This window comes from Alkalihalobacillus trypoxylicola, from assembly GCF_001590785.1.
GTDB lineage: Bacteria > Bacillota > Bacilli > Bacillales > Bacillaceae_D > Alkalihalobacillus > Alkalihalobacillus trypoxylicola.
Genome location: NZ_LTAO01000022.1, coordinates 1 through 18,355 on the forward strand (window position 1 = coordinate 1; position 18,355 = coordinate 18,355).

The 18,355-nt window shown below is 31.2% G+C and carries 20 protein-coding genes and 1 pseudogene; 8 read left to right on the plus strand and 13 right to left on the minus strand.

Annotation, left to right across the window (positions count from 1 at the left end; all coding sequences use genetic code 11):
• Positions 1–133: 133 nt before the first annotated feature.
• The 3 genes from AZF04_RS12585 (at position 134) to AZF04_RS12595 (ending at position 4,113) form a co-directional block, all read left to right on the plus strand.
• Positions 134–748: a DUF1349 domain-containing protein gene (locus tag AZF04_RS12585; RefSeq protein WP_061949019.1), complete on the plus strand. Its 615-nt coding sequence runs from the start codon at positions 134–136 to the stop codon at positions 746–748.
• A 285-nt stretch (positions 749–1,033) separates the two neighbouring features.
• Entirely contained in the window at positions 1,034–3,787 is a 2,754-nt protein-coding gene (locus AZF04_RS12590; protein ID WP_061949020.1) for a family 78 glycoside hydrolase catalytic domain, read from the plus strand.
• A gap of 98 nt (positions 3,788–3,885) precedes the next feature.
• Positions 3,886–4,113: a MerR family DNA-binding transcriptional regulator gene (locus tag AZF04_RS12595; protein WP_061949021.1), complete on the plus strand. Its 228-nt coding sequence runs from the start codon at positions 3,886–3,888 to the stop codon at positions 4,111–4,113.
• 63 nt (positions 4,114–4,176) lie between these two features.
• On the opposite strand, the gene AZF04_RS22070 is transcribed toward AZF04_RS12595, so the two are convergent.
• Together AZF04_RS22070 and AZF04_RS21235 are read right to left on the minus strand one after the other, a co-directional pair.
• Entirely contained in the window at positions 4,177–4,368 is a 192-nt protein-coding gene (locus AZF04_RS22070) for an LPXTG cell wall anchor domain-containing protein (protein ID WP_061949022.1), read from the minus strand.
• Positions 4,369–4,392: 24 nt separating this feature from the next.
• Positions 4,393–4,569, minus strand: a complete 177-nt coding sequence (locus tag AZF04_RS21235) for a hypothetical protein (RefSeq protein ID WP_156479547.1) — start codon at positions 4,567–4,569, stop codon at positions 4,393–4,395.
• Positions 4,570–4,692: 123 nt separating this feature from the next.
• Between AZF04_RS21235 and AZF04_RS12605 the strand changes: the two genes are divergently transcribed.
• Entirely contained in the window at positions 4,693–4,929 is a 237-nt protein-coding gene (locus tag AZF04_RS12605; RefSeq protein ID WP_061949023.1) for a hypothetical protein, read from the plus strand.
• Positions 4,930–5,413: 484 nt separating this feature from the next.
• On the opposite strand, the gene AZF04_RS12610 is transcribed toward AZF04_RS12605, so the two are convergent.
• Positions 5,414–6,001, minus strand: a complete 588-nt coding sequence (locus AZF04_RS12610; protein ID WP_061949024.1) for a YiiX/YebB-like N1pC/P60 family cysteine hydrolase — start codon at positions 5,999–6,001, stop codon at positions 5,414–5,416.
• Between the two features lie 83 nt (positions 6,002–6,084).
• Between AZF04_RS12610 and AZF04_RS12615 the strand changes: the two genes are divergently transcribed.
• Positions 6,085–6,426: a hypothetical protein gene (locus tag AZF04_RS12615; protein WP_061949025.1), complete on the plus strand. Its 342-nt coding sequence runs from the start codon at positions 6,085–6,087 to the stop codon at positions 6,424–6,426.
• A 280-nt stretch (positions 6,427–6,706) separates the two neighbouring features.
• Here AZF04_RS12615 and AZF04_RS12620 read toward each other — a convergent pair whose 3' ends face one another.
• The 6 genes and pseudogenes from AZF04_RS12620 to AZF04_RS12640 all read right to left on the minus strand — a co-directional run bounded on the left by AZF04_RS12620 (position 6,707) and on the right by AZF04_RS12640 (position 11,051).
• Positions 6,707–6,937 carry a hypothetical protein gene (locus tag AZF04_RS12620; protein ID WP_061949026.1) on the minus strand — a complete coding sequence of 77 codons (231 nt, stop codon included), beginning with the start codon at positions 6,935–6,937 and terminating at the stop codon, positions 6,707–6,709.
• 138 nt (positions 6,938–7,075) lie between these two features.
• Complete coding sequence (locus AZF04_RS12625) at positions 7,076–8,260, minus strand: spr1629 family repressor/antitoxin (protein ID WP_061949027.1); 1,185 nt, start codon at positions 8,258–8,260, stop codon at positions 7,076–7,078.
• 27 nt (positions 8,261–8,287) lie between these two features.
• Positions 8,288–9,073: a spr1630 family ClpXP-sensitive toxin gene (locus AZF04_RS12630; protein ID WP_061949028.1), complete on the minus strand. Its 786-nt coding sequence runs from the start codon at positions 9,071–9,073 to the stop codon at positions 8,288–8,290.
• A 288-nt stretch (positions 9,074–9,361) separates the two neighbouring features.
• Positions 9,362–9,934: pseudogene (locus AZF04_RS21605) on the minus strand (phage antirepressor KilAC domain-containing protein).
• Positions 9,935–10,502: 568 nt separating this feature from the next.
• On the minus strand, positions 10,503–10,634 hold the full coding sequence (locus tag AZF04_RS21800; protein ID WP_268753423.1) for a hypothetical protein: 132 nt from the start codon (positions 10,632–10,634) through the stop codon (positions 10,503–10,505).
• A gap of 60 nt (positions 10,635–10,694) precedes the next feature.
• Positions 10,695–11,051 carry a hypothetical protein gene (locus AZF04_RS12640; RefSeq protein ID WP_061949030.1) on the minus strand — a complete coding sequence of 119 codons (357 nt, stop codon included), beginning with the start codon at positions 11,049–11,051 and terminating at the stop codon, positions 10,695–10,697.
• Positions 11,052–11,406: 355 nt separating this feature from the next.
• Here AZF04_RS12640 and AZF04_RS12645 point away from each other — a divergent pair, with 355 nt between their 5' ends.
• Positions 11,407–11,754, plus strand: a complete 348-nt coding sequence (locus AZF04_RS12645; protein ID WP_061949031.1) for a hypothetical protein — start codon at positions 11,407–11,409, stop codon at positions 11,752–11,754.
• A 946-nt stretch (positions 11,755–12,700) separates the two neighbouring features.
• On the opposite strand, the gene AZF04_RS12650 is transcribed toward AZF04_RS12645, so the two are convergent.
• The 3 genes from AZF04_RS12650 to AZF04_RS12660 form a co-directional block, all read right to left on the minus strand.
• Positions 12,701–13,759 (minus strand): hypothetical protein, encoded by a 1,059-nt coding sequence (locus tag AZF04_RS12650; RefSeq protein ID WP_061949032.1) that lies wholly within the window; start codon positions 13,757–13,759, stop codon positions 12,701–12,703.
• Positions 13,760–13,787: 28 nt separating this feature from the next.
• Positions 13,788–14,189, minus strand: a complete 402-nt coding sequence (locus AZF04_RS12655; protein ID WP_061949033.1) for a hypothetical protein — start codon at positions 14,187–14,189, stop codon at positions 13,788–13,790.
• 742 nt (positions 14,190–14,931) lie between these two features.
• Entirely contained in the window at positions 14,932–15,801 is an 870-nt protein-coding gene (locus AZF04_RS12660; RefSeq protein ID WP_061949034.1) for a LysR family transcriptional regulator, read from the minus strand.
• A 102-nt stretch (positions 15,802–15,903) separates the two neighbouring features.
• On the opposite strand from AZF04_RS12660, the gene AZF04_RS12665 reads away from it, so the two are divergent.
• Entirely contained in the window at positions 15,904–17,061 is a 1,158-nt protein-coding gene (locus AZF04_RS12665; protein ID WP_061949035.1) for an MFS transporter, read from the plus strand.
• A 231-nt stretch (positions 17,062–17,292) separates the two neighbouring features.
• Entirely contained in the window at positions 17,293–17,676 is a 384-nt protein-coding gene (locus AZF04_RS12670; RefSeq protein ID WP_153017259.1) for a hypothetical protein, read from the plus strand.
• Between the two features lie 40 nt (positions 17,677–17,716).
• Here the strand turns inward: AZF04_RS12670 and AZF04_RS12675 are convergent, their stop codons facing one another.
• Positions 17,717–18,124: a hypothetical protein gene (locus tag AZF04_RS12675; RefSeq protein ID WP_061949037.1), complete on the minus strand. Its 408-nt coding sequence runs from the start codon at positions 18,122–18,124 to the stop codon at positions 17,717–17,719.
• Positions 18,125–18,355 lie beyond the last annotated feature (231 nt).

Here is an 18,355-nt window from a genome sequence, read left to right on the forward strand (position 1 = left end):
TGTGTGGTAACTTACTAATTCGACTTTTGGGGAGGTACTCCTTTTTTCGTGTCTTGAAAGCCTTACGAAACTAAGGGTTCAAATTATGAAATTCATTCATCTACATATAATTTATCATAAAGGAGTTTTAAAGATGAATAATGAAATGTTTAGTCAGTTTAAGTGGTTAAATGAAGGAAAACACACTTTTACAGATGATAAAATGATTATCATTGCTCCACCGAAAAGTGATTTTGCTTATGATAATGAAATGACTTCTGAATCAGGCGAACTACCACAGAGTCTTAATAATGCGCCTTACTTTTATACAGAAGTTGAAGGTGATTTTGTTATGAGTGCTAAAGTATCACTTACTTTTAAAGATACATACGATGCTTCAGCGCTTATGGTTCATCAAAATGAAGAATGTTGGGCAAAGGCCTGTTTTGAAAAAACCGATTTTAATAAACATGCTGTGGTAAGTGTGGTAAGAAATAAAATGACGGATGACGCTAATGATAATAACATTGATAAGGATACCGTATGGCTACAAGTAGTTAGAGTGGGGCAATCATTTTCTTTCCACTATTCTTTAGATGGAGAAATTTATGAGATGATGCGCGTTTTTAATTTACCAGTTACAGAAACCATCAAAGTAGGGTTAGTTGCTCAAGCTCCTACTGGTAATGGAGGAGAGAGGTATTTCTCAGACTTTAAATTAGAGAAAAAAACCGTCAAAAATATAAGAATAGGCAATGAAGTTCTTTAATGAGCCTATCACTTACAAATCAATTCAAATTAAGGTTCGATTTTCAACTTTAAAAAGGAGATAACGTATAAGTTATCTCCTTTTTAGTACATCGAAACATATATGACCATGGCGTGGTACACATCGCCTTACGAATAAATAACCTACTGTTGACTGCCATTTATTGTTATACTATCATTTATTAATTGAATCATACTTGTATTTACATAAATTTGATAGTAATGTGTTCAAAGTTAAATTGTGAGCTGACTGATAATTTAAATAATATAAAGTAGGGGGAACAAAATGAAAGTTCTTAACTTACAGACCAATCAACAAATTAATCCAATTTCTATTGATGAGGAAATACCTGTTTTCAGTTGGAAAATATCTTCTTGTTCAAAGAGAAATATCCAACAAACATCTTATCAAATTCTAGTTTCTTCAGATACTAAATCGTTACAAGACAATGTGGGGACTATTTGGGATAGCGGCGTAGTAAAATCAAATTCTCAACACCTCATTTCTTTTCAAGGACAAAAACTAGTTTCTTGTCAAAGTTACTTTTGGAAAGTCATCATACAGACCAATCTAAATAAGACAATCGAGAGTGAAGTTGCGGCGTTCGAAACCGCTTTCTTATCACCGGAAGACTGGAAAGCAAAATGGATAGGTATTACCTCTAAAGAAAAAAATACTTGGCCTAGTAAATATTCTGATATTATCCCATGTCCACTATACAAACATTCATTTAAATTAACTAAATCAATACAAAAAGCTACTATTTATATTACAGGCCTTGGTCATTTTGAACTTCGGCTTAATGGAAATAAAGTCGGTGAAGAGATTTTAGAACCAGGCTGGACAAATTATGATAAAACATGCCTATACAAAGTATTCGATATAACACACCACCTTTCCAACTCAGATAATACAATTGGTGTAATGCTTGGAAACGGTTTTTATAATTTAAATGAAATAGATGGGCGTTATATGAAACAAGGTACTCAGCGTAATGCAAAAGTTCGAACTATTAAACAAGATGATCCTAAACTTCTAGTACAGCTTCATATCACCTATTCTGATGGAACGAGTGAAATGATTATAAGTGATGAAAGCTGGTTAACAGCTCCTGGACCAATAGAATTCTCTTGCTTGTACGGAGGAGAAGATTATGATGCCAGAAAAGAGTTTGATGGTTGGGATCTTCCGCACTATAAAGAAAACGATTTATGGACTAGAGCATCTTTGACTAAAGCTCCTGAAGGAGTATTAAAAGCTGAAAACATTTTTGGTAACAAAATTCAAAGAATACTAAATGTTAAAAAATGGATAATGTTAGAAGATGGAGTGTATGTTGCTGATTTTGGGCAAAATTTTTCAGGTTGGATGAACATAAGCATTCAAGGAACAAGAGGTAGTGAAATAAAATTTATACCTGGTGAATTATTTGATAGAAAAACTGGAATAAGGCAAGAACTACAACAAAAACCGGGTACTGTGCAGTTATACTCTTATACTTGTAGAGGAGAAGATTTAGAGAATTGGCATCCTCGATTTAGTTATACCGGTTTTCGTTATCTCTTAATTAAAGGAGCAGTTCCAAAAGGACAATCAAAATCTATCTCAGAAAACAACCTACCCGAACTTTATGACATAAAAGGAGAAGTAATTTATCCCAACATAGAACAATCAGGTTCTTTTAAATGCTCTAACCCTAATTGGAATCGCATACATGAGATTATAAATTGGGCTATGATTAGTAATATTAAAAGTGTCATTACTGATTGCCCCCAACGCGAAAAACTAGGCTGGTTAGAGCAGCTTCATTTAATGGGACCATCGCTTTTATATAATGCAGATTTACAACTTTTAATGATAAAAACGTTAAACGATATAGAGGAAGCTCAACTTTCTGATGGCCTTGTACCTGATATAGCTCCTGAATTTGCAGTGTTTGAAGGGGGATTTAGAGATTCACCAGAGTGGGGGTCTACTTCGGTAATATTACCTTGGTATTTATATCACTGGTACCAAGATAAATCACTGTTAGAGAGATATTATCCTCTAATGACAAAATATCATGCATATTTAATGACTAAAGCAGAGGATCATATACTATCGCACGGATTAGGTGATTGGCATGATGTAGGACCAAACCCTCCTCTACCTCAAAATACACCAATTCCTATAACAGCCACCTGTATGTATTATTATGATACAGTCATACTAGCAGAGGTCTCAAAAATATTAAATATCAAAAAGGAATTTACATTCTATAGTCATCTAGCAGAAGAAATTCGTGAAGCGTTTTATAGGGAGTATTTTAACCCTAAAAGTAAGCAGATAGGTTCAGGTAGTCAGACCTCATTAGCAACTCCATTAGCTGTTGGTTTAATAAGGAAAGAAGATAGAGAAGCTGTATTAAATAATCTTGTTAATGATTTTACAGAAAAAGATTTTCACACTACTAGTGGGGATGTTGGCCTTAGATATACATTAAAAACAATTGCCGAGAGTGGACATTCTAAATTAATTGCAAATATGTTAGATCAAGAAGATTCACCTAGCTATATTTATCAACTTAAACAAGGAGCCACTACCTTAACTGAACATTGGGATGGTCCTACTTTTGGTAAATCTCAGAATCACTTTATGCTGGGGCATGTAGAAGAATGGTTTTATCGTCATTTGGCTGGAATTCAACGAACGTATGATAGCACCTCTAGATTCGGAGACGATATTACTATCCAACCCTTTTTCGCTGAGCAAGTAGATTGGGTAGAAGCATCTCATATTATCCCTGCAGGCAAAATAAATGTTAAATGGAAGAGAGTGAAATCTCAATATCAACTTTCAATTTTTTTACCTCCTAACTGTAAAGCAAGTATAATATTACCTGAATTTAAGCACGATATTATAATTGAATCGAACATACCAATTTTGAAGAGAGAAGATATATCACTGATAAGTGGGGCTGACTCTGAAGGTGCACATTTTCAAATTGGTTCAGGGCACTATCAATTTATTATAAATAAAGATGAGAGAAATGTAGAATAAGTTTATTTCTAAAAACTTATTATAAAACGGGGTGTTTACCAGCACCCCCATTTTGATTCATAAACTACTAATCATCACTTAATAAGGTGGCTTTTTTTATGAGAACTAGTGAAATTGCTGAATTATCTCAAGTACACCCAAATACAGTACGACTGTATGAGGAATGGCAGTATATTTCTCCTGTACCAAGAAAACCAAATGGTTACAGAGTTTATTCCGCTCTTCATCTCAAGCAAATGAAAATTGCTAGACTTGCTTTTAAACAAGAATTTATTCAGAATAATCTTCGAAAAAAGGAATTTGAACCATCTTTATTTATTAGCTAACTTTCCAAAGTGATAGAATAAAAATAAAATCCTGCAATCACAGGATTTTAATGTAAGTTTTAATTATAGTTTAAGAGCTCTTCTTCTATAAGAATATAAGCCTACTCCCAAAATAACTAGGATTGAACCAAGCAACATCAAATTGTATGATGACGTAGATGTACTTGGAAGTTCATTTTTCTCACTTGATATGGTCTCTTGCTTTTCCTTCGGATTATTACTTACTTGTTCTGAATGAATAGGTTGTTTTACCAATGACTCTTCTTCTTCTACTGGCTCTTAAATCAGCAGTGTCTCGATTGTAACAGTAGTTTCTTCACTACTTACTCTATTATTGATCGCAACTAACGTATACGCATATCCTGTATTCGGTGTTAATTCAGTATCTTCATATGTTGTGTCGCTTCCTTGATAAAATCTCTTCTCCATCTCGCAATAATTGGTAAGAAGTTGCATGTGTTAAATCATTCCATGTGAACTCAATCGATGTTTCATGAACCTCGCTCACTGTTATGGCCGGGGCTTCAGGTACGGAGAAATTTTTTTAAAATGAAAAATAAAAGAAAGGTTTGAATTTCTATGAAGCTAAAAATATGGGGAATTGCCATTCTTGTCATCATTATATTAATTACTGTTTTTGGGCTCTTTGCATACAAAACTAATGTAGGTTCCTACATAACGATTATAGAAAAAAAAAAAAAAAAAAATGAAGAGGGTGAACTATATATAACCGTTGTAAATCCGCACCTTTCTGAATCTTATATTGAAGAATTTGATATTTATATTAAAGATAAAAGCACTTGGAATTTACTATAAGAAGACATCATGTATGTAGCAGAATATCAAAAAAGGTTTGAAAATAGCCCATTTAAATTAGTTGAAATAAATTAAATATCCACTATGAAATCAAATAAACAGGAAAATATTCAATGACAGTTCAAACAAACATAAAACGTATAATGAAACAATAAGCCAACATCCTCATTTTTAAAAATGAGGATGTTGGCTTTCTTTCAATCCCATAATAAGAGCCGCCCCATTAGGATTTCGAATATATTATCACTAGCAATTTATTGTTCTCCCTATAAAATCTGTAAGTCACACATACTCACGATGGAGATGTAGAAACAATACCCTTACAATTTACCCCCTGTAGGTAAGTGAAACTTTTTGATAAATACCTTTACTAACAGTATATCACGATTTTTCAATAAGAATGTTTGTTCAGAGTAAGTAATAAATTAATCAATTTAAGGTATGTTTTGTTTATTTAAATAGGTCGACAAGATTTAATTTCAAACTATTTTTTTGGTAAATCTCCTATAGTAATCATACCTTTAGAGTATACTAATTTAGCTTGTCCTCCATTAGCGTAATTTTTTTTATGTAGGAAATTGTATGGAGCATACATATTGATTCTTCCGTCCATAGCCATTTCAATCCCTGTTGTTAAAACATTTCCAGTAAAAGCATAAGCTTGCCAAACCAATTTCGAACAATAAATATATGAATTATCTAATAGTTCAAAATTTACTTTATATGGTATACCCGAATTATGGTATGTAGCTGCATATTGGCCTGCGGACCTTGCAGCCGCTTGGTCGTTTGGCCGAACTACTTTTGTATTTGTATACCTTTTAAACCAATCAGATAATTGCCTAATAGTTGGTGTATCTCCAGGCCCTCTTGTATCAATGTATTGATCTGCATTTATGGCAATTGCAACATGCCCTGTAAGCCCTTTACTAGATGTTTCATTAGTTACTAATATATCTCCCGTTCTAGCTTTAGTACCATTTGGATAATCATAGGCAAGACTTGAGCCTGCAAAAAGAAATAATGCAATAATTAAACTAAAAAAAATAATGGGAATTTTTAAAAATTTCATATTATCAATCTCCTTTTATTTACTTGTCGACCATATTTATGTATATTATTATTACATATAATAACTTAAAAAGGTGGAATAATATGAAAAAAAATATAAAAAAGTTTAATTTTGGTAAAAAGTCACTAATAATAGTCCTAGCCATTACACTTCCTTTTTCTCTTTATAGTTCATATGTTTTATTTTTTTATGGTAATCCAAAAAAAATTGCGGCAGCAGAAGATGAAGCTTATCAATTGGTGTTGGAAAAGGGATATGAACCTTCTGATATCAACTTGATTAAGGGATATTTTAATATAAAAGAGCAAAGGTCGAAGGCTTACGGTGCAATTATTTCTTTAAAAGATACTCCTGATAATTCTTATAATGTCTCTATCAATAATGGTGATATATTTGAGTTTGATAAATTACCAGAAAAAAATTAGAAATTTTATGCAACAGGGTTGTACATAATAACAACCCTTCTTTTCTAATCTTAATAATCTATATAATTTACCTCTTATATTGTCCAACCCTCGCATTATCCCCCTTTATGAAGTTAAGGATAAAATTTAATAAATACGCTATTTGGGAAGTGGTTTATTCTCTATCCACTTTTATAAAATACTCTACGCTCATATTGCTCATACATTCTAACGACTTCAAGCTCTCCTAAATCTCTTCTCTTAATCTATACTTTTTTCATAGCTTCCCATATATATCTTGTTATTTAATAGACACTTCATCAGCCTTAACTATTGCATCATAGAAGGGTATCTGAGTTAGTCCCCCAGTTATTCTTTCTTTTCTGTAATAAGTTGTAGCTATTCTTTTTAGCTTTACTTCAATCGAATTATTATAAATGTTCTTGTATTCTTCCTCATAACTTTTTAAAAACAATTCCAGAATAAATATCTCTATTAATAAATCTTTATAATGAAACATAGCATTATTCATTTAAATTTCCCTCTCCATGCACCGACATTATTATTTTAATAATTTGATTAAAAAATCAATTTTCACATAAAAAGAGGACACTGACAGAACACGGCTCTTGTCCGTAATAGTTCAGTGTCCTCCAGATGGCTGGTAGAACTATTTAGCTTTTATATTTAAATCCCTTACATTAAATTGGTTAATATTGTTGTCCTGATATTTTGCAAAGAAAGACGTTGGAATTCCTAATAACTTAACAAAAAACTCTATATCTACCTTAAGAGCATCAACCAATTCATTCATATTTATTACGTTATTCTCAAAAAGAAGTTGTAGAATACTCCTTACTTTTCCAGGTCTAGGGATTTTTAGTTCATCATCTAATGGTTCATTTACTTTATAACCTTTTTTTACAATTAAAATGTTAAAGTATCTGTACTTTTGATAATCTAACAATTTTAAAGCCTGTGCACGATAACCAATAGCTGCTATAGATACCATCCACTTTTTCTTCATGTCAATATAAGCATCCGGATTAGAATTTTTATGAATTGTTAAAAAATCTTTCTTAAACTCCTCTTCTGGTAATAATAATTCAGCTGCAAATGTATCTGCCTCTTTTTCAAATTCTTTATGAGCTTTTTTGTCTAACGAGGAAAATTCAACTTTATAGTGTATTAAAAGATGTCCGAGCTCATGAGCAAGGTCAAAATTCCTTCTCACAGCGGATTTTTTTAGGTTACCAAGTATAATAAACGGTCTATCTTCTTCGGTCCATACACTATAAGCATCTATTTTCTCTCCAATTGCTTTTTCGAATATAAATACACCTTTTTTCTCTAAAAGGAATAGTAAATTTTGGTTTCCTGATGTATTTAATTCGAGAAACTTTCTAGTGTGCTTCGCAATCAGTTTTATTTTCTCTAACCTGGACTCACTATTCACATTCAAAATTTCAATGGCCTTTTTTCTTAGAACTAAAATTTCATTTTCAGGGTACGATATTTTATTTTCGACCATACTCATAAAAGAATTAATAAAATCAACATGCTTTGCTTCACATTGCGTTTTATGAATACTGTTTATCGTAGTTGCTCTATAAGCAATATGAGTAGAATTTATATCATTTATTAAATGTTTCTCAAGTAAATCTTTTGAATAAAAGTACTTACTTTTCACATTAAAAATACTTTTTAATTGATTAACGACTTCTAATTTAGGAGACATATATCCATTTTCATATTGCCAAATAGATTGCTCTGAAATATTAAGCAATTCTGCTAGCTCTTTGCGTGTATAGCCATGGAGAATTCGAATGTTGGTTAAACTTTTACCAACAAACATCAAATCTACCTCCCATCAAATACGCTCTTATTTACCACTTTCGTCTTTTTTATCATCATCCAATTCATCAAGTTCAATATCATAATCAAAAGCGGTGTTATAAGTGTAATCATCGTCCATTAAATCATTTTCTAAAACACTTGTATCTATATCAGTAATATCAATAGAACTTGTACTAATAAGAGATGTTAGGTCATCAACTTCATACGCAACATCATTGTTTGGATTTGGCATCCATACCTTAATATTTGAAATCATATTACCTTCATCGAGCCCATATGTAACTATATAAAAATTATCAAAATCTTTTTGAAGTTTATTCACATCACTCTTCTCTAAAGATTTCAAAGTATTGTCATCAAATAACCGTAAAAATGTAGGATTATCATCAGTTAATAAATTTTTTTCTTTCGGAAAATCAACATCTTGGTTGATTTTTGATAAATTCTTCAGATAATTATCTTTTTTCTTTTCTTTATTCTTTTTTCCATTTACACCTGTTCCACCTGGGAAATTATCTTTGTTAAAATATCTAGCATTTTTTAAGATAAACATTTTTCTTGTGTCTTTAGATACAAGCTGTAAATATCCCCAAGTATAACCTGCCGTTGCATTTTTATACTCCACTCCAATTTCTTTACACAGTGAAGCAGTTTGATCGTCAATATGATTTCCTTTTACCCATGCATAAGCAGAGCTAATCTTCATTGATTTTCTTTTTTCTTCTCTTTCATCAACATAATTCTTATATCCTTGAAGAATTCCATCAACAATCTTTTGATTCATGTCATTACTAAAACGATACTGCTTCATTTTATCCCTCTTCCCTATATTTATAATCTAATAACATCTTATACTACTACAAATAATATTTAAAGAAAAAGTGATAAAATTATATTTTTTTTAAAGTTAAAAATCTTCACCTTCATCAAACTTTAACCTCTTAATTTTCCCTGATGAGTAACTACCTTAGTCTCCCCATGTTCAGGCTTTCCCAAAGAAACTATTCAATACTGTAATTGGTTTCGTCATTTTACTTGGACTTTACATTTGGGCTTATCCCATGAACATGGGTTTTTATGAATTATTTAAGTAACTTACTCAACAATGAAATACTTGCTTCATTTCTTTATCAACTAAGGCAATGTGCCCTCTATTTACTAATACCTCATGAATAAACAATCTCCCCGCTTGTGTCCAGTGCGTATTCATGGCGACATCTGGCGTGCCGTCCGAACGTTTAATATCGACTGTATACGATTTGGTATATTCTTTATCGTGTTAGGCTGATTTAAGCAACCATTGACCTCTCAACTTATACTGAACCCCTTCTTCTTTTAAGATTCTGTTAAGAGCCATTCCTGACATGCCATAATCTTTGGCTATTTGCGTTATAGTCAGAACATTTTGTGATTTAAGAATCTCATCCACATAATGGGCTTTTTCTTCGTACAGTGCTGCTCGTTGTTCTAACATCTGAATTTGTTGCTGTTCTTCAATCCAACGTTTCGCACGTTCTACGGGGTCCTCAATCATGTATGAATCCAAATCTTTACTTGTTTGCGAAATATGATTTTTCATTCGATTGAATTCATTAATATATTGCTCTTTAAACCTTGACGCTTCCTTCCCCGTGTAACCCATCACCAGAAAAGAAAATCCATCTTGCGTAATGAGGTATTTTTCTTTTTTACGATAGAGAGACTGTCTATATAGGAGATAGGCGCAAAATTGCGCTCATTAAATTCAGCGGAACAATTCAAGTTACGAATGAATTTAAGTACATCTTTATGTTGTTTATTAAAAAGCGTCTGGAAGGTATTTGGTAATTAAGAATTATTATGAGCAAGATGAAATAGAAAGAGGCAGTAATATGACTTCTAAAATAATCTTTGCATCAAATAAATAAGGTACATTAAAAAATAAGAAATGCTAACTACAACGAACTAAGGAAATGATGTTTTTAAGGGTAACCCGTTTTATGAAGGTCAATTAATTGGGAATAGTACTTTAGTTGAAAAAAATTCATACAATGCTCAAACTTTTATCAAATCGAATTTTTTCTATCTGTAATTATTTCAGTGTTTAATTTCTTGAGAACTTACAATATTACGGTCAAAAGACTTCCCTCTTACAAAGGAAGCCTTCTGACCTTTTTCTTTCCTTAAAGAAACAAACTTATATTTTTTCTGTTTCCATCTGAAAAGGATTTCATGGCGTGGTACACATCGCCTTTTTCTTTTTATATATAGTGACGAAAGCGCACATCCTCTATGTTTTTGTAGGAGCTCATTAAAGTGGAGTGTCTTGAGTATTTGTTCACCTGTTTAGGAGGTACACCGGATGTTTGAATTCTTTGAAATATATTTTTCATATGTATCCCCCTCTTATTAAAATAATTATATCTAATATTCTACTACCTACCCCCCTTAAATTAATCCTCATACAATTCAAGCAATTCATAATCGCTTGTAAACTTTTTCACATCTAACAATACAAAATATTCACCTATACCAATCCACTTCCAGATGTCTTTAATTTCTACTGTACTAGCGGATAAATTCTCATCATAATAAATTAATTCATCATTAGGTTTCATTTTCACTATTTTTTCTTCATTCAAATCTTCTATCCAAAAAGTGATTTCATAACCTTGCTCATTACTTTCAAGATTTACAACTTCAATAACGCCAAAAATTTTCATAGATAATCTAAAATAAAGAAAAATAGTTATAGCTAGGATTAAAAAAACAATTAATAATAAAAATAACTTTCTATATTTCCTCCCCATAATTTTCTCCATTCTTTAAATATTTCACATTGTCATTTTTACATAGATTATTAATCTATGATAAATCTCAAATAGCTACCTATTAATTTATACTAAACTAAAATTTTCTCAAGAGTAATCTCACATATTTACATCTTAGAATTCCGCAGAAAAACTCAAAATAACTACAATTTCCTATTTTGCTTTATTTTTTTATTAATGTTAATTATTGATTATCTCCTCAATACATAAAATTTTAAAAAGCTTGCTGCCTTGCATATACATTATGCTGCATTTTCACTCTTATCTTCCTCCGCTAATTGACTTTTAGTGAGCAATTTTTGAAATGAAAAATAAAAGAAAGGTTTGAATTTCTATGAAATTAAAAATATGGGGAATTACCATTCTTGTCATCATTATATTAATTACTGTTTTTGGGCTCTTTGCATACAAAACTAATGTAGGTTCCTACATAACGATTATAGAAAAAAATAAAAATGAAGAGGGTGAACTGTATATAACTGCTGTAAATCCGCACCTTTCTGAATCTAATATTGAAGAATTTGATATTTATATTAAAGATAAAAGCACTTGGAATTTACTAAAAGAAGACATCATGTATGTAGCACAATATCAAAAAAGGTTTGAAAATAGCCCATTTAAATTAGTTGAAATAAATTACATACCCCCTATGAGATCAAGTAAACAGGAGAACATGCAATGAAGATTCTGTAAATACTTTACAACTCAAACATAGTAAATATTATGAAACAAAAAGCAGCCAACATTATTAAAAAAATAAGAATGTTGGCTTTTTAATTGACTTGATTGCTTATGACCGCTTGAAGGACAATCTGGAAATAAAAGTGATTTATTGGGAAGATGATTTTTATATGGTGATAGTTGGAATAATTGACTCTTCTGTACTCAAAGTCTGTTATACATTCCTTGTAGAGTTATTACAGTCAAAATTAAGACCCTAAATTCTAAATATTTAGGGTAAAATGAAAATACAAAGCATTTTATTGAAGATAAAGGAGGGGTTTTTATTAACAATAGCTGGAAATTAAACATTATAATAGCCACGTTACTAATTATTTTATTAATTTTGAGTGTACAATATAATTTTGATGGATTCGGATTTTTAATTGTTTTTATAATCCTAATATGCGCGAAGCCCATACTACATCAATTTTTCGTAAAAGAAAAAAAGGAACATTAATTATATTTCAACTATAAAACTAGGAAGCTCAATTTAATAGCAACTATTGACCCTTTACGCAAAGTAATTCTTTATCAATCACTGGATTGTGGAAAATTACCTCAATTTACTTTATTTTAGTTACGACATTTTTTATGACTATTTATCTTCTTTTACCTAAAAAAAATCTAAAGACTTCCCTCTTCCAAAGGAAGCCTTCAGACCTTGACGAAAGCGCTCATCCTCTATGTTTTTGTAGGAGCTCATTAAGGTGGAATGTCTTGAGTATTGGTTCACCTGACTAGGAGGTACACGAATAATTTTAATTTCATCAGTTTAAAAGCCCAAGATTCTTAATTTTGAAAAATCTCTATAGATTTTTTTTTTTCGAATTTAGGTTCATAGTTGAGAATCTCAGAGATTGTATGATTAGTTATAACTATTATCCTATAATTAATTTTCTAATTTATTAATTTTTTAATTCATTTTCAACATTTAATTCTTCTCTTTGCATCATTGGTCGTTGTGGAATAAGGCTAACTTGCCAACTCCATGTATCTCCAAAAAATTCACTTACATTCCAAGAAATATCTATCCCTCCTACATTAACACCAACTGATAAATTAGCGGGTAACCATGGATGGACATATTCTGCCGTTACTGTAAGTTCGTGATTATAACTTTTAGCAATATAAATATCTTGTGACAAAACTCCACCTTGGGCTCTTACATTTTGAGTATTAGTTGGCAACAAGAAGAAAGTATGCCCAATGCCATTACCATTATTGACACGTGGGGTAAATGATTCTCTTGTTTGTGTCAGATCATTATAAGCCGCAAAGAAAATAAATTCTTGTGAATTAGGAACTGGTTGTCCATACTCCCCCCAGTGGAGAGCCATTGCATCACCAAAATTAACATTTGTTGTACCTTTTTGCCAAGTAGCATCTAAAATCATTTCATAAATATAAGAGGTGCTTGTTTCACCTTTATATAATGTCATTAATAAGCCACTCCAGTCATCATGTACACACATTCCTTCAAACGGATGTGAACAATTAAATAAACTAATATCATCATTAGCTAAATTATACTGATGGAGTTCGTCTTCTTTAATCCCTTTACTTTTGAGATCTTCTTTTTGAATGGCTTTAATTTCACTTTTATTGTTATCTGTAACTTCATATTGGTTACCGTCTTTTGAAATATAATTATGTGTTAACTCTACATCTGTATCTACTATTTTTCCTCCTTTACTAATTAGAGTTCTTTTACTTTCTTTGGGTAAAGTACTAATATAATTATCTGGATACCCTATTTCTTTTAAGATTTCATCTAATTCTACTTCGGTATACATAGCATTTTCATCAATTGGTTTAACTCTCCCGTCTTGAAAAACTTCAATATTTACTCCTACCTTTTCTAATTCTTTTACTGTAGTTTCTTCTTCTGCAAAAGCTATTAAATCAGTACATACAAAAGTTAGTGTAATTACTATCGTAGTTAATAAAAATTTCCCTAGTTTCATAGACTCTTCCTTTCCATTTCACTCATAGTTATTCTAAATGATCTTTTAAGTATACTATCCCCTGTTCCTCTACCAATACATTCCACGGAAAACGATAAAAGTTCAGACGAAATGAGTATTCTTTACCGACAATAAAGTGATTTGATATCTCAGAAACTTTTACTTTATTTAAATTAGTTAAACCTTTTGAAAAGTCAATAGTCTCATCTTTATCTAATACTATATTTACATTCGGATAATCGAAATTGCCAATTACCAACTCAACTTTCTCTTCAGAAATTTCTAATTCTTTAAGTGTAAAAAGTCCAGTATATGTATTAGAAACCTTAAAAGTAGTAAAAACCATTAATAAAATATAGATTAAAAAGACAATAATAATTGTCCTTACTAGTTTAGTCTTATTTAATTTTTTTTCTTTTTGAGACTCCATTTAAAATATCACCTTCTTTATTGACTTTGTACCTTCTTTACTACTAGCCTCCTTTTCTTAAATATGTATATGTCGGTATCGATTGTAATTCTTGAAATTCTTGAAGTCAAAATGCATATAGATAAAGAATCATGAGTTATTAGAAGATACTTTTAGTAAAATGAATCTTATAAAAACTAGTACCGAAATAGAAAATTTAATCATATTTGTTTGAAATACATGAATTATGTTATGGAAATTTAGGTAAATTTTGTTTATATGCGAATATACTCTAAATTCTATTAGATCAAACGAGTATAGGAGAAGAACATCTGTGATTGATATTGACAAACTTAAACGGATAGAACGTATTTAAATAAACCAGTTCTACATTCTAGTAATTTTTTGTACTCGAAGTCTGTTATACATTCCATGTGACAGACTTTGTTTCTTATTTCTACACATCTAAAAAGTTTGATTATAAATTGGAAGTCAAACTGAAAGGAATTTGATTGGTGAATGTAAATGAGGGTTTTTCTATCTACTCTCGAATATATTTTGTTAGTTACCTCATCTTAAATCTTAAATCTTAAATCTTAAATTACACAACACTGAAAGACACTTCTCTATTTTGAGGAGTGTCTTTTTTGGCAAGCTAACTCATTTTTCGTATACAAGAGTTTTAGAATCACTATCTCAGCCTTCTTAGTCAAACTATCTTAACAACAATGAAGTGAGGCACCTTATGAAAATTAGTTTATTCTCAGTCAAAAACATTTTTTGCTACATGAAGAAATTCTTTTACTGCAGGAGAAGCGTTCGAAATAGATTGGCAAGCCAGCGCCACTTCACGACTATTTTTGATGTTTAATTTACTGATTTTTATGTTACGCTGCGTCTTTAAAAATAATTCTGGACCAATAGTTACTCCAAGCCCTTCTTGCACCATGTTGGCAATCGTTGTACAATCGTGCACTTCGAAACGGATAAATGGTTTCATATGCACTTCTTGAAATATCTCATTTACATGAGATTGATACATTCCAGTCGGCATAATAAACGGTTCATCAATTAAATCATTCATATTGACTATTTTTTTAGAATGAAATCTGTGTTTTGTATTATAAGCTACTACCATATTATCCTTTATTAACGGAACTGTATCAAAATTAGGAGCAGATTTTCCCTTTACAACAAAGCCTACATCAATAACCCCCGAGTTTAGCCATTCTGAGATTTCTTCATAGCTACCTTCAAATAACTTAAATTCTATTTTGGGATGTTTCTTATGAAATGTTGCTATCAAAGTAGGTAATAGACTAGAGGAAGCACTTGCAAATGTACCAACACGGATGACTCCAATTTCTAAATTGGTCGATAGCGCAATTTCTTGGTTAATGCTTTCCATTCTTTTAAGCACTTCTCTAATGTGTGGTAAGATTTTTTGACCTATTTCTGTTAGTGATATCCCTTTTTTACGATCCCGAATTAGTAATGAAACACCAAATTCAGCTTCTAAACTGGCCACAGCATGACTTACTGCTGATTGTGTCATATTTAACTTTTCTGCAGTTGCGGTAAAGCTTCCTAACTCTACTACAGTTGCAATAATTTCAAATCGAACAATACTCATGAGTAATCACTCATCTCCATCATTAAAAATAACAATTTTACTTATGTTATCACAACTCTTAAAATAAAAACAACATTTTTAAATTGAAGGAGACAAAGAAAAATGAACAAAAAAATAAATCAGCTTACTATTATTTTCTTAGCATTAGGAGCTTTTGTAACAGGTACAGCAGAGTTTGTAGTTTCCGGAATCTTAGAGCTGATCTCTTTTGAAATGGGCGTTTCAATTTCCCTAACCGGTCAGCTGATTACCATTTATTCTCTATCCTATGCTTTCGGTGCATTATTTTTGGTCATGTTAACTTCTAAATTTAATCGTAAAAAAGTACTTCTATATGCCATACTTACTTTTATAGTAGGAAATTTTGTCGCATTTTTAAGCTATAATTTTCTCATGCTAATGTTATCTAGAATTATTATGGGTATGAGCGGAGGTCTTTATATTGTCGTTGCAACAAATTATGCCGCAACAATTGCATCTCCAGAAAAAAAAGGTAGCGCTATGGCAACAGTTATTACAGGATTTACTGTTTCACTAGTGCTCGGAGTACCTATCGGAACATTTTTAGCAGGATATTTAGATTGGCATTATATTTTTCTTATTATTGCACTTGGTACCATTCTTTTATTAATGGGACTCTCTAAACTATTACCCATTATAAAAGGAAATCCATCTTTACCAATGAAGCAACAGATAAAGATTATTAAAGACAAACGAATTCTAACTGGTTTAATGACAACTATTACTTGGATTTTAGGTTACACACTTGTATTTGCATATGTTGCTCCTTTGTTAAGTAGTACAGCAAATTTTACAATAGAGATGACAAGTATTGCATTGTTTGTATTAGGTTCATTTGCGTTTATTGGCTCACGCTTTGGAGGGTATGCAGTAGATAGATGGGGACCAAATCAAACGATAACTATTAGTCTAATGGTCCATATTTTTGCTTTATTTTTACTGAATTTCACGCAGTACTCTACCATAGGCGTATTTATTACATTTGCTCTATGGGGGATAGCAACATGGACAACGACACCAGCAAAACAATATTATTTGGTATCACTAAAACCACAATCGTCTGAAATAGTATTGAGTTTTAATACAGCATTAATGAATATCGGAATGATGTTAGGTTCTGCACTAGGTGGGGTTATTATTAAGTATATGAACATTGTCAGTTTAAGCTGGATAGCAGGTTTATTTGTTGTAACCGCCCTTATTTTTATCAGGTACTCTTTCATTCTCGAGAAAAAATAACAGGTAACCTAGAAAATAGTTAATATAAGATGGTAGACTCATTTAATTCAATAGAGACTGCCCTCTTTTTATTATTTCTAACAACTTACCCCAAGTAACAGAACCTCCAATCCCTTCCACTGATAATCTATTGGATCAAGGAAACTATTCACCTATGTTATTTCAACTTCCCGAATAAACTAAAAGTGACTTAGTGGAAAGATGATTTTCATAAGGGCATAGTTGGAATAGTTGGTTCTATCGAGAATCAACGTGATAGATTTAAAAGCTGCACTTGAAGAAGATACTGTGAACAATAATGAGCACCTAAGAGAATCTATGGCTTTATCAATTGAGATTATTTATGCAATGCTAAATAAAGATTACAACTTCTTAGAGACCATTAGTTCTCCAAAAATTTCTGTAAATCATGATTCGAATTCTTTCACAATTAATAATCAAAAAGAACAATTTCTGCAGAACATAGATTTTAGTAATATTAAATACAAACTACACAATCTATCCAGTATCAATGATGCTATTGTTGTGGTTTTTGGAGAAAATGATTTAGATATTGAGTTAAAGTTTGAACGAGATAATGAATATTATTTGCTATCTTCTTTTGTTACACATTAATAACTCTAAAGAAAGCCCTCCCATTAGAGGGCTCTTTTTATTAATAATCACTTTTTTCGTAGTCTATTACTTCTATTTTGAATTCATGGTCACATTTAATTTCACTATGTCCACATGATGGATAAATTTTCATTTTAATTACATCTTCCTTAAATTCTTTAAAATTTATATCAGAATGTATTACTACCCTCATCCACACTTCATAACTGTGATCATCATGGTATATTACTTGAATTACTCGTCCCCCTTCCCAACCTCTTATTGGATTATCTTTATACTCTTCTCTCACTTTTTTATCTATATCTGAAGATAAAATATCTAATATTATGTCCTCCGTACCAACATAGGTGTTCTCTTGACTCAAATCGTTCGTTTCCGAATTAACAACTTGAACCGGAACCATTATACTAACTATTAAACAAATTAAAATGAAATTTTTAATTCGCATATTCTGCACCTCCATTACTAATATAATGCCTTTTCATTCAATTTTTTATCCTAACAACTTACCCCATGCAATTCTTTTAAAGCAAATTGAATATTACGGTCTACTCTTCAAGTTAAAGAAAATAAGCCTTCTGTGATATGCTCCCCAATAGGTAGACAGATTAAAAAAATAAATCTGACTACCTACGGGGGAGTATTTTTTATGTCCAAACGATCCTATTCCGCAGAAGAA

What these genes read in the sequence shown, in the direction of transcription:
- AZF04_RS12585 (WP_061949019.1), top strand. Translation starts at nt 134, where the DNA reads ATGAATAATGAAATGTTTAGTCAGTTTAAGTGGTTAAATGAAGGAAAA.
- AZF04_RS12590 (WP_061949020.1), top strand. Translation starts at nt 1,034, where the DNA reads ATGAAAGTTCTTAACTTACAGACCAATCAACAAATTAATCCAATTTCT.
- AZF04_RS12595 (WP_061949021.1), top strand. Translation starts at nt 3,886, where the DNA reads ATGAGAACTAGTGAAATTGCTGAATTATCTCAAGTACACCCAAATACA.
- AZF04_RS21235 (WP_156479547.1), bottom strand. Translation starts at nt 4,569, where the DNA reads ATGCAACTTCTTACCAATTATTGCGAGATGGAGAAGAGATTTTATCAA.
- AZF04_RS12605 (WP_061949023.1), top strand. Translation starts at nt 4,693, where the DNA reads ATGAAGCTAAAAATATGGGGAATTGCCATTCTTGTCATCATTATATTA.
- AZF04_RS12610 (WP_061949024.1), bottom strand. Translation starts at nt 6,001, where the DNA reads ATGAAATTTTTAAAAATTCCCATTATTTTTTTTAGTTTAATTATTGCA.
- AZF04_RS12615 (WP_061949025.1), top strand. Translation starts at nt 6,085, where the DNA reads ATGAAAAAAAATATAAAAAAGTTTAATTTTGGTAAAAAGTCACTAATA.
- AZF04_RS12620 (WP_061949026.1), bottom strand. Translation starts at nt 6,937, where the DNA reads ATGAATAATGCTATGTTTCATTATAAAGATTTATTAATAGAGATATTT.
- AZF04_RS12625 (WP_061949027.1), bottom strand. Translation starts at nt 8,260, where the DNA reads ATGTTTGTTGGTAAAAGTTTAACCAACATTCGAATTCTCCATGGCTAT.
- AZF04_RS12630 (WP_061949028.1), bottom strand. Translation starts at nt 9,073, where the DNA reads ATGAAGCAGTATCGTTTTAGTAATGACATGAATCAAAAGATTGTTGAT.
- AZF04_RS21800 (WP_268753423.1), bottom strand. Translation starts at nt 10,634, where the DNA reads ATGAAAAATATATTTCAAAGAATTCAAACATCCGGTGTACCTCCTAAA.
- AZF04_RS12640 (WP_061949030.1), bottom strand. Translation starts at nt 11,051, where the DNA reads ATGGGGAGGAAATATAGAAAGTTATTTTTATTATTAATTGTTTTTTTA.
- AZF04_RS12645 (WP_061949031.1), top strand. Translation starts at nt 11,407, where the DNA reads ATGAAATTAAAAATATGGGGAATTACCATTCTTGTCATCATTATATTA.
- AZF04_RS12650 (WP_061949032.1), bottom strand. Translation starts at nt 13,759, where the DNA reads ATGAAACTAGGGAAATTTTTATTAACTACGATAGTAATTACACTAACT.
- AZF04_RS12655 (WP_061949033.1), bottom strand. Translation starts at nt 14,189, where the DNA reads ATGGAGTCTCAAAAAGAAAAAAAATTAAATAAGACTAAACTAGTAAGG.
- AZF04_RS12660 (WP_061949034.1), bottom strand. Translation starts at nt 15,801, where the DNA reads ATGAGTATTGTTCGATTTGAAATTATTGCAACTGTAGTAGAGTTAGGA.
- AZF04_RS12665 (WP_061949035.1), top strand. Translation starts at nt 15,904, where the DNA reads ATGAACAAAAAAATAAATCAGCTTACTATTATTTTCTTAGCATTAGGA.
- AZF04_RS12675 (WP_061949037.1), bottom strand. Translation starts at nt 18,124, where the DNA reads ATGCGAATTAAAAATTTCATTTTAATTTGTTTAATAGTTAGTATAATG.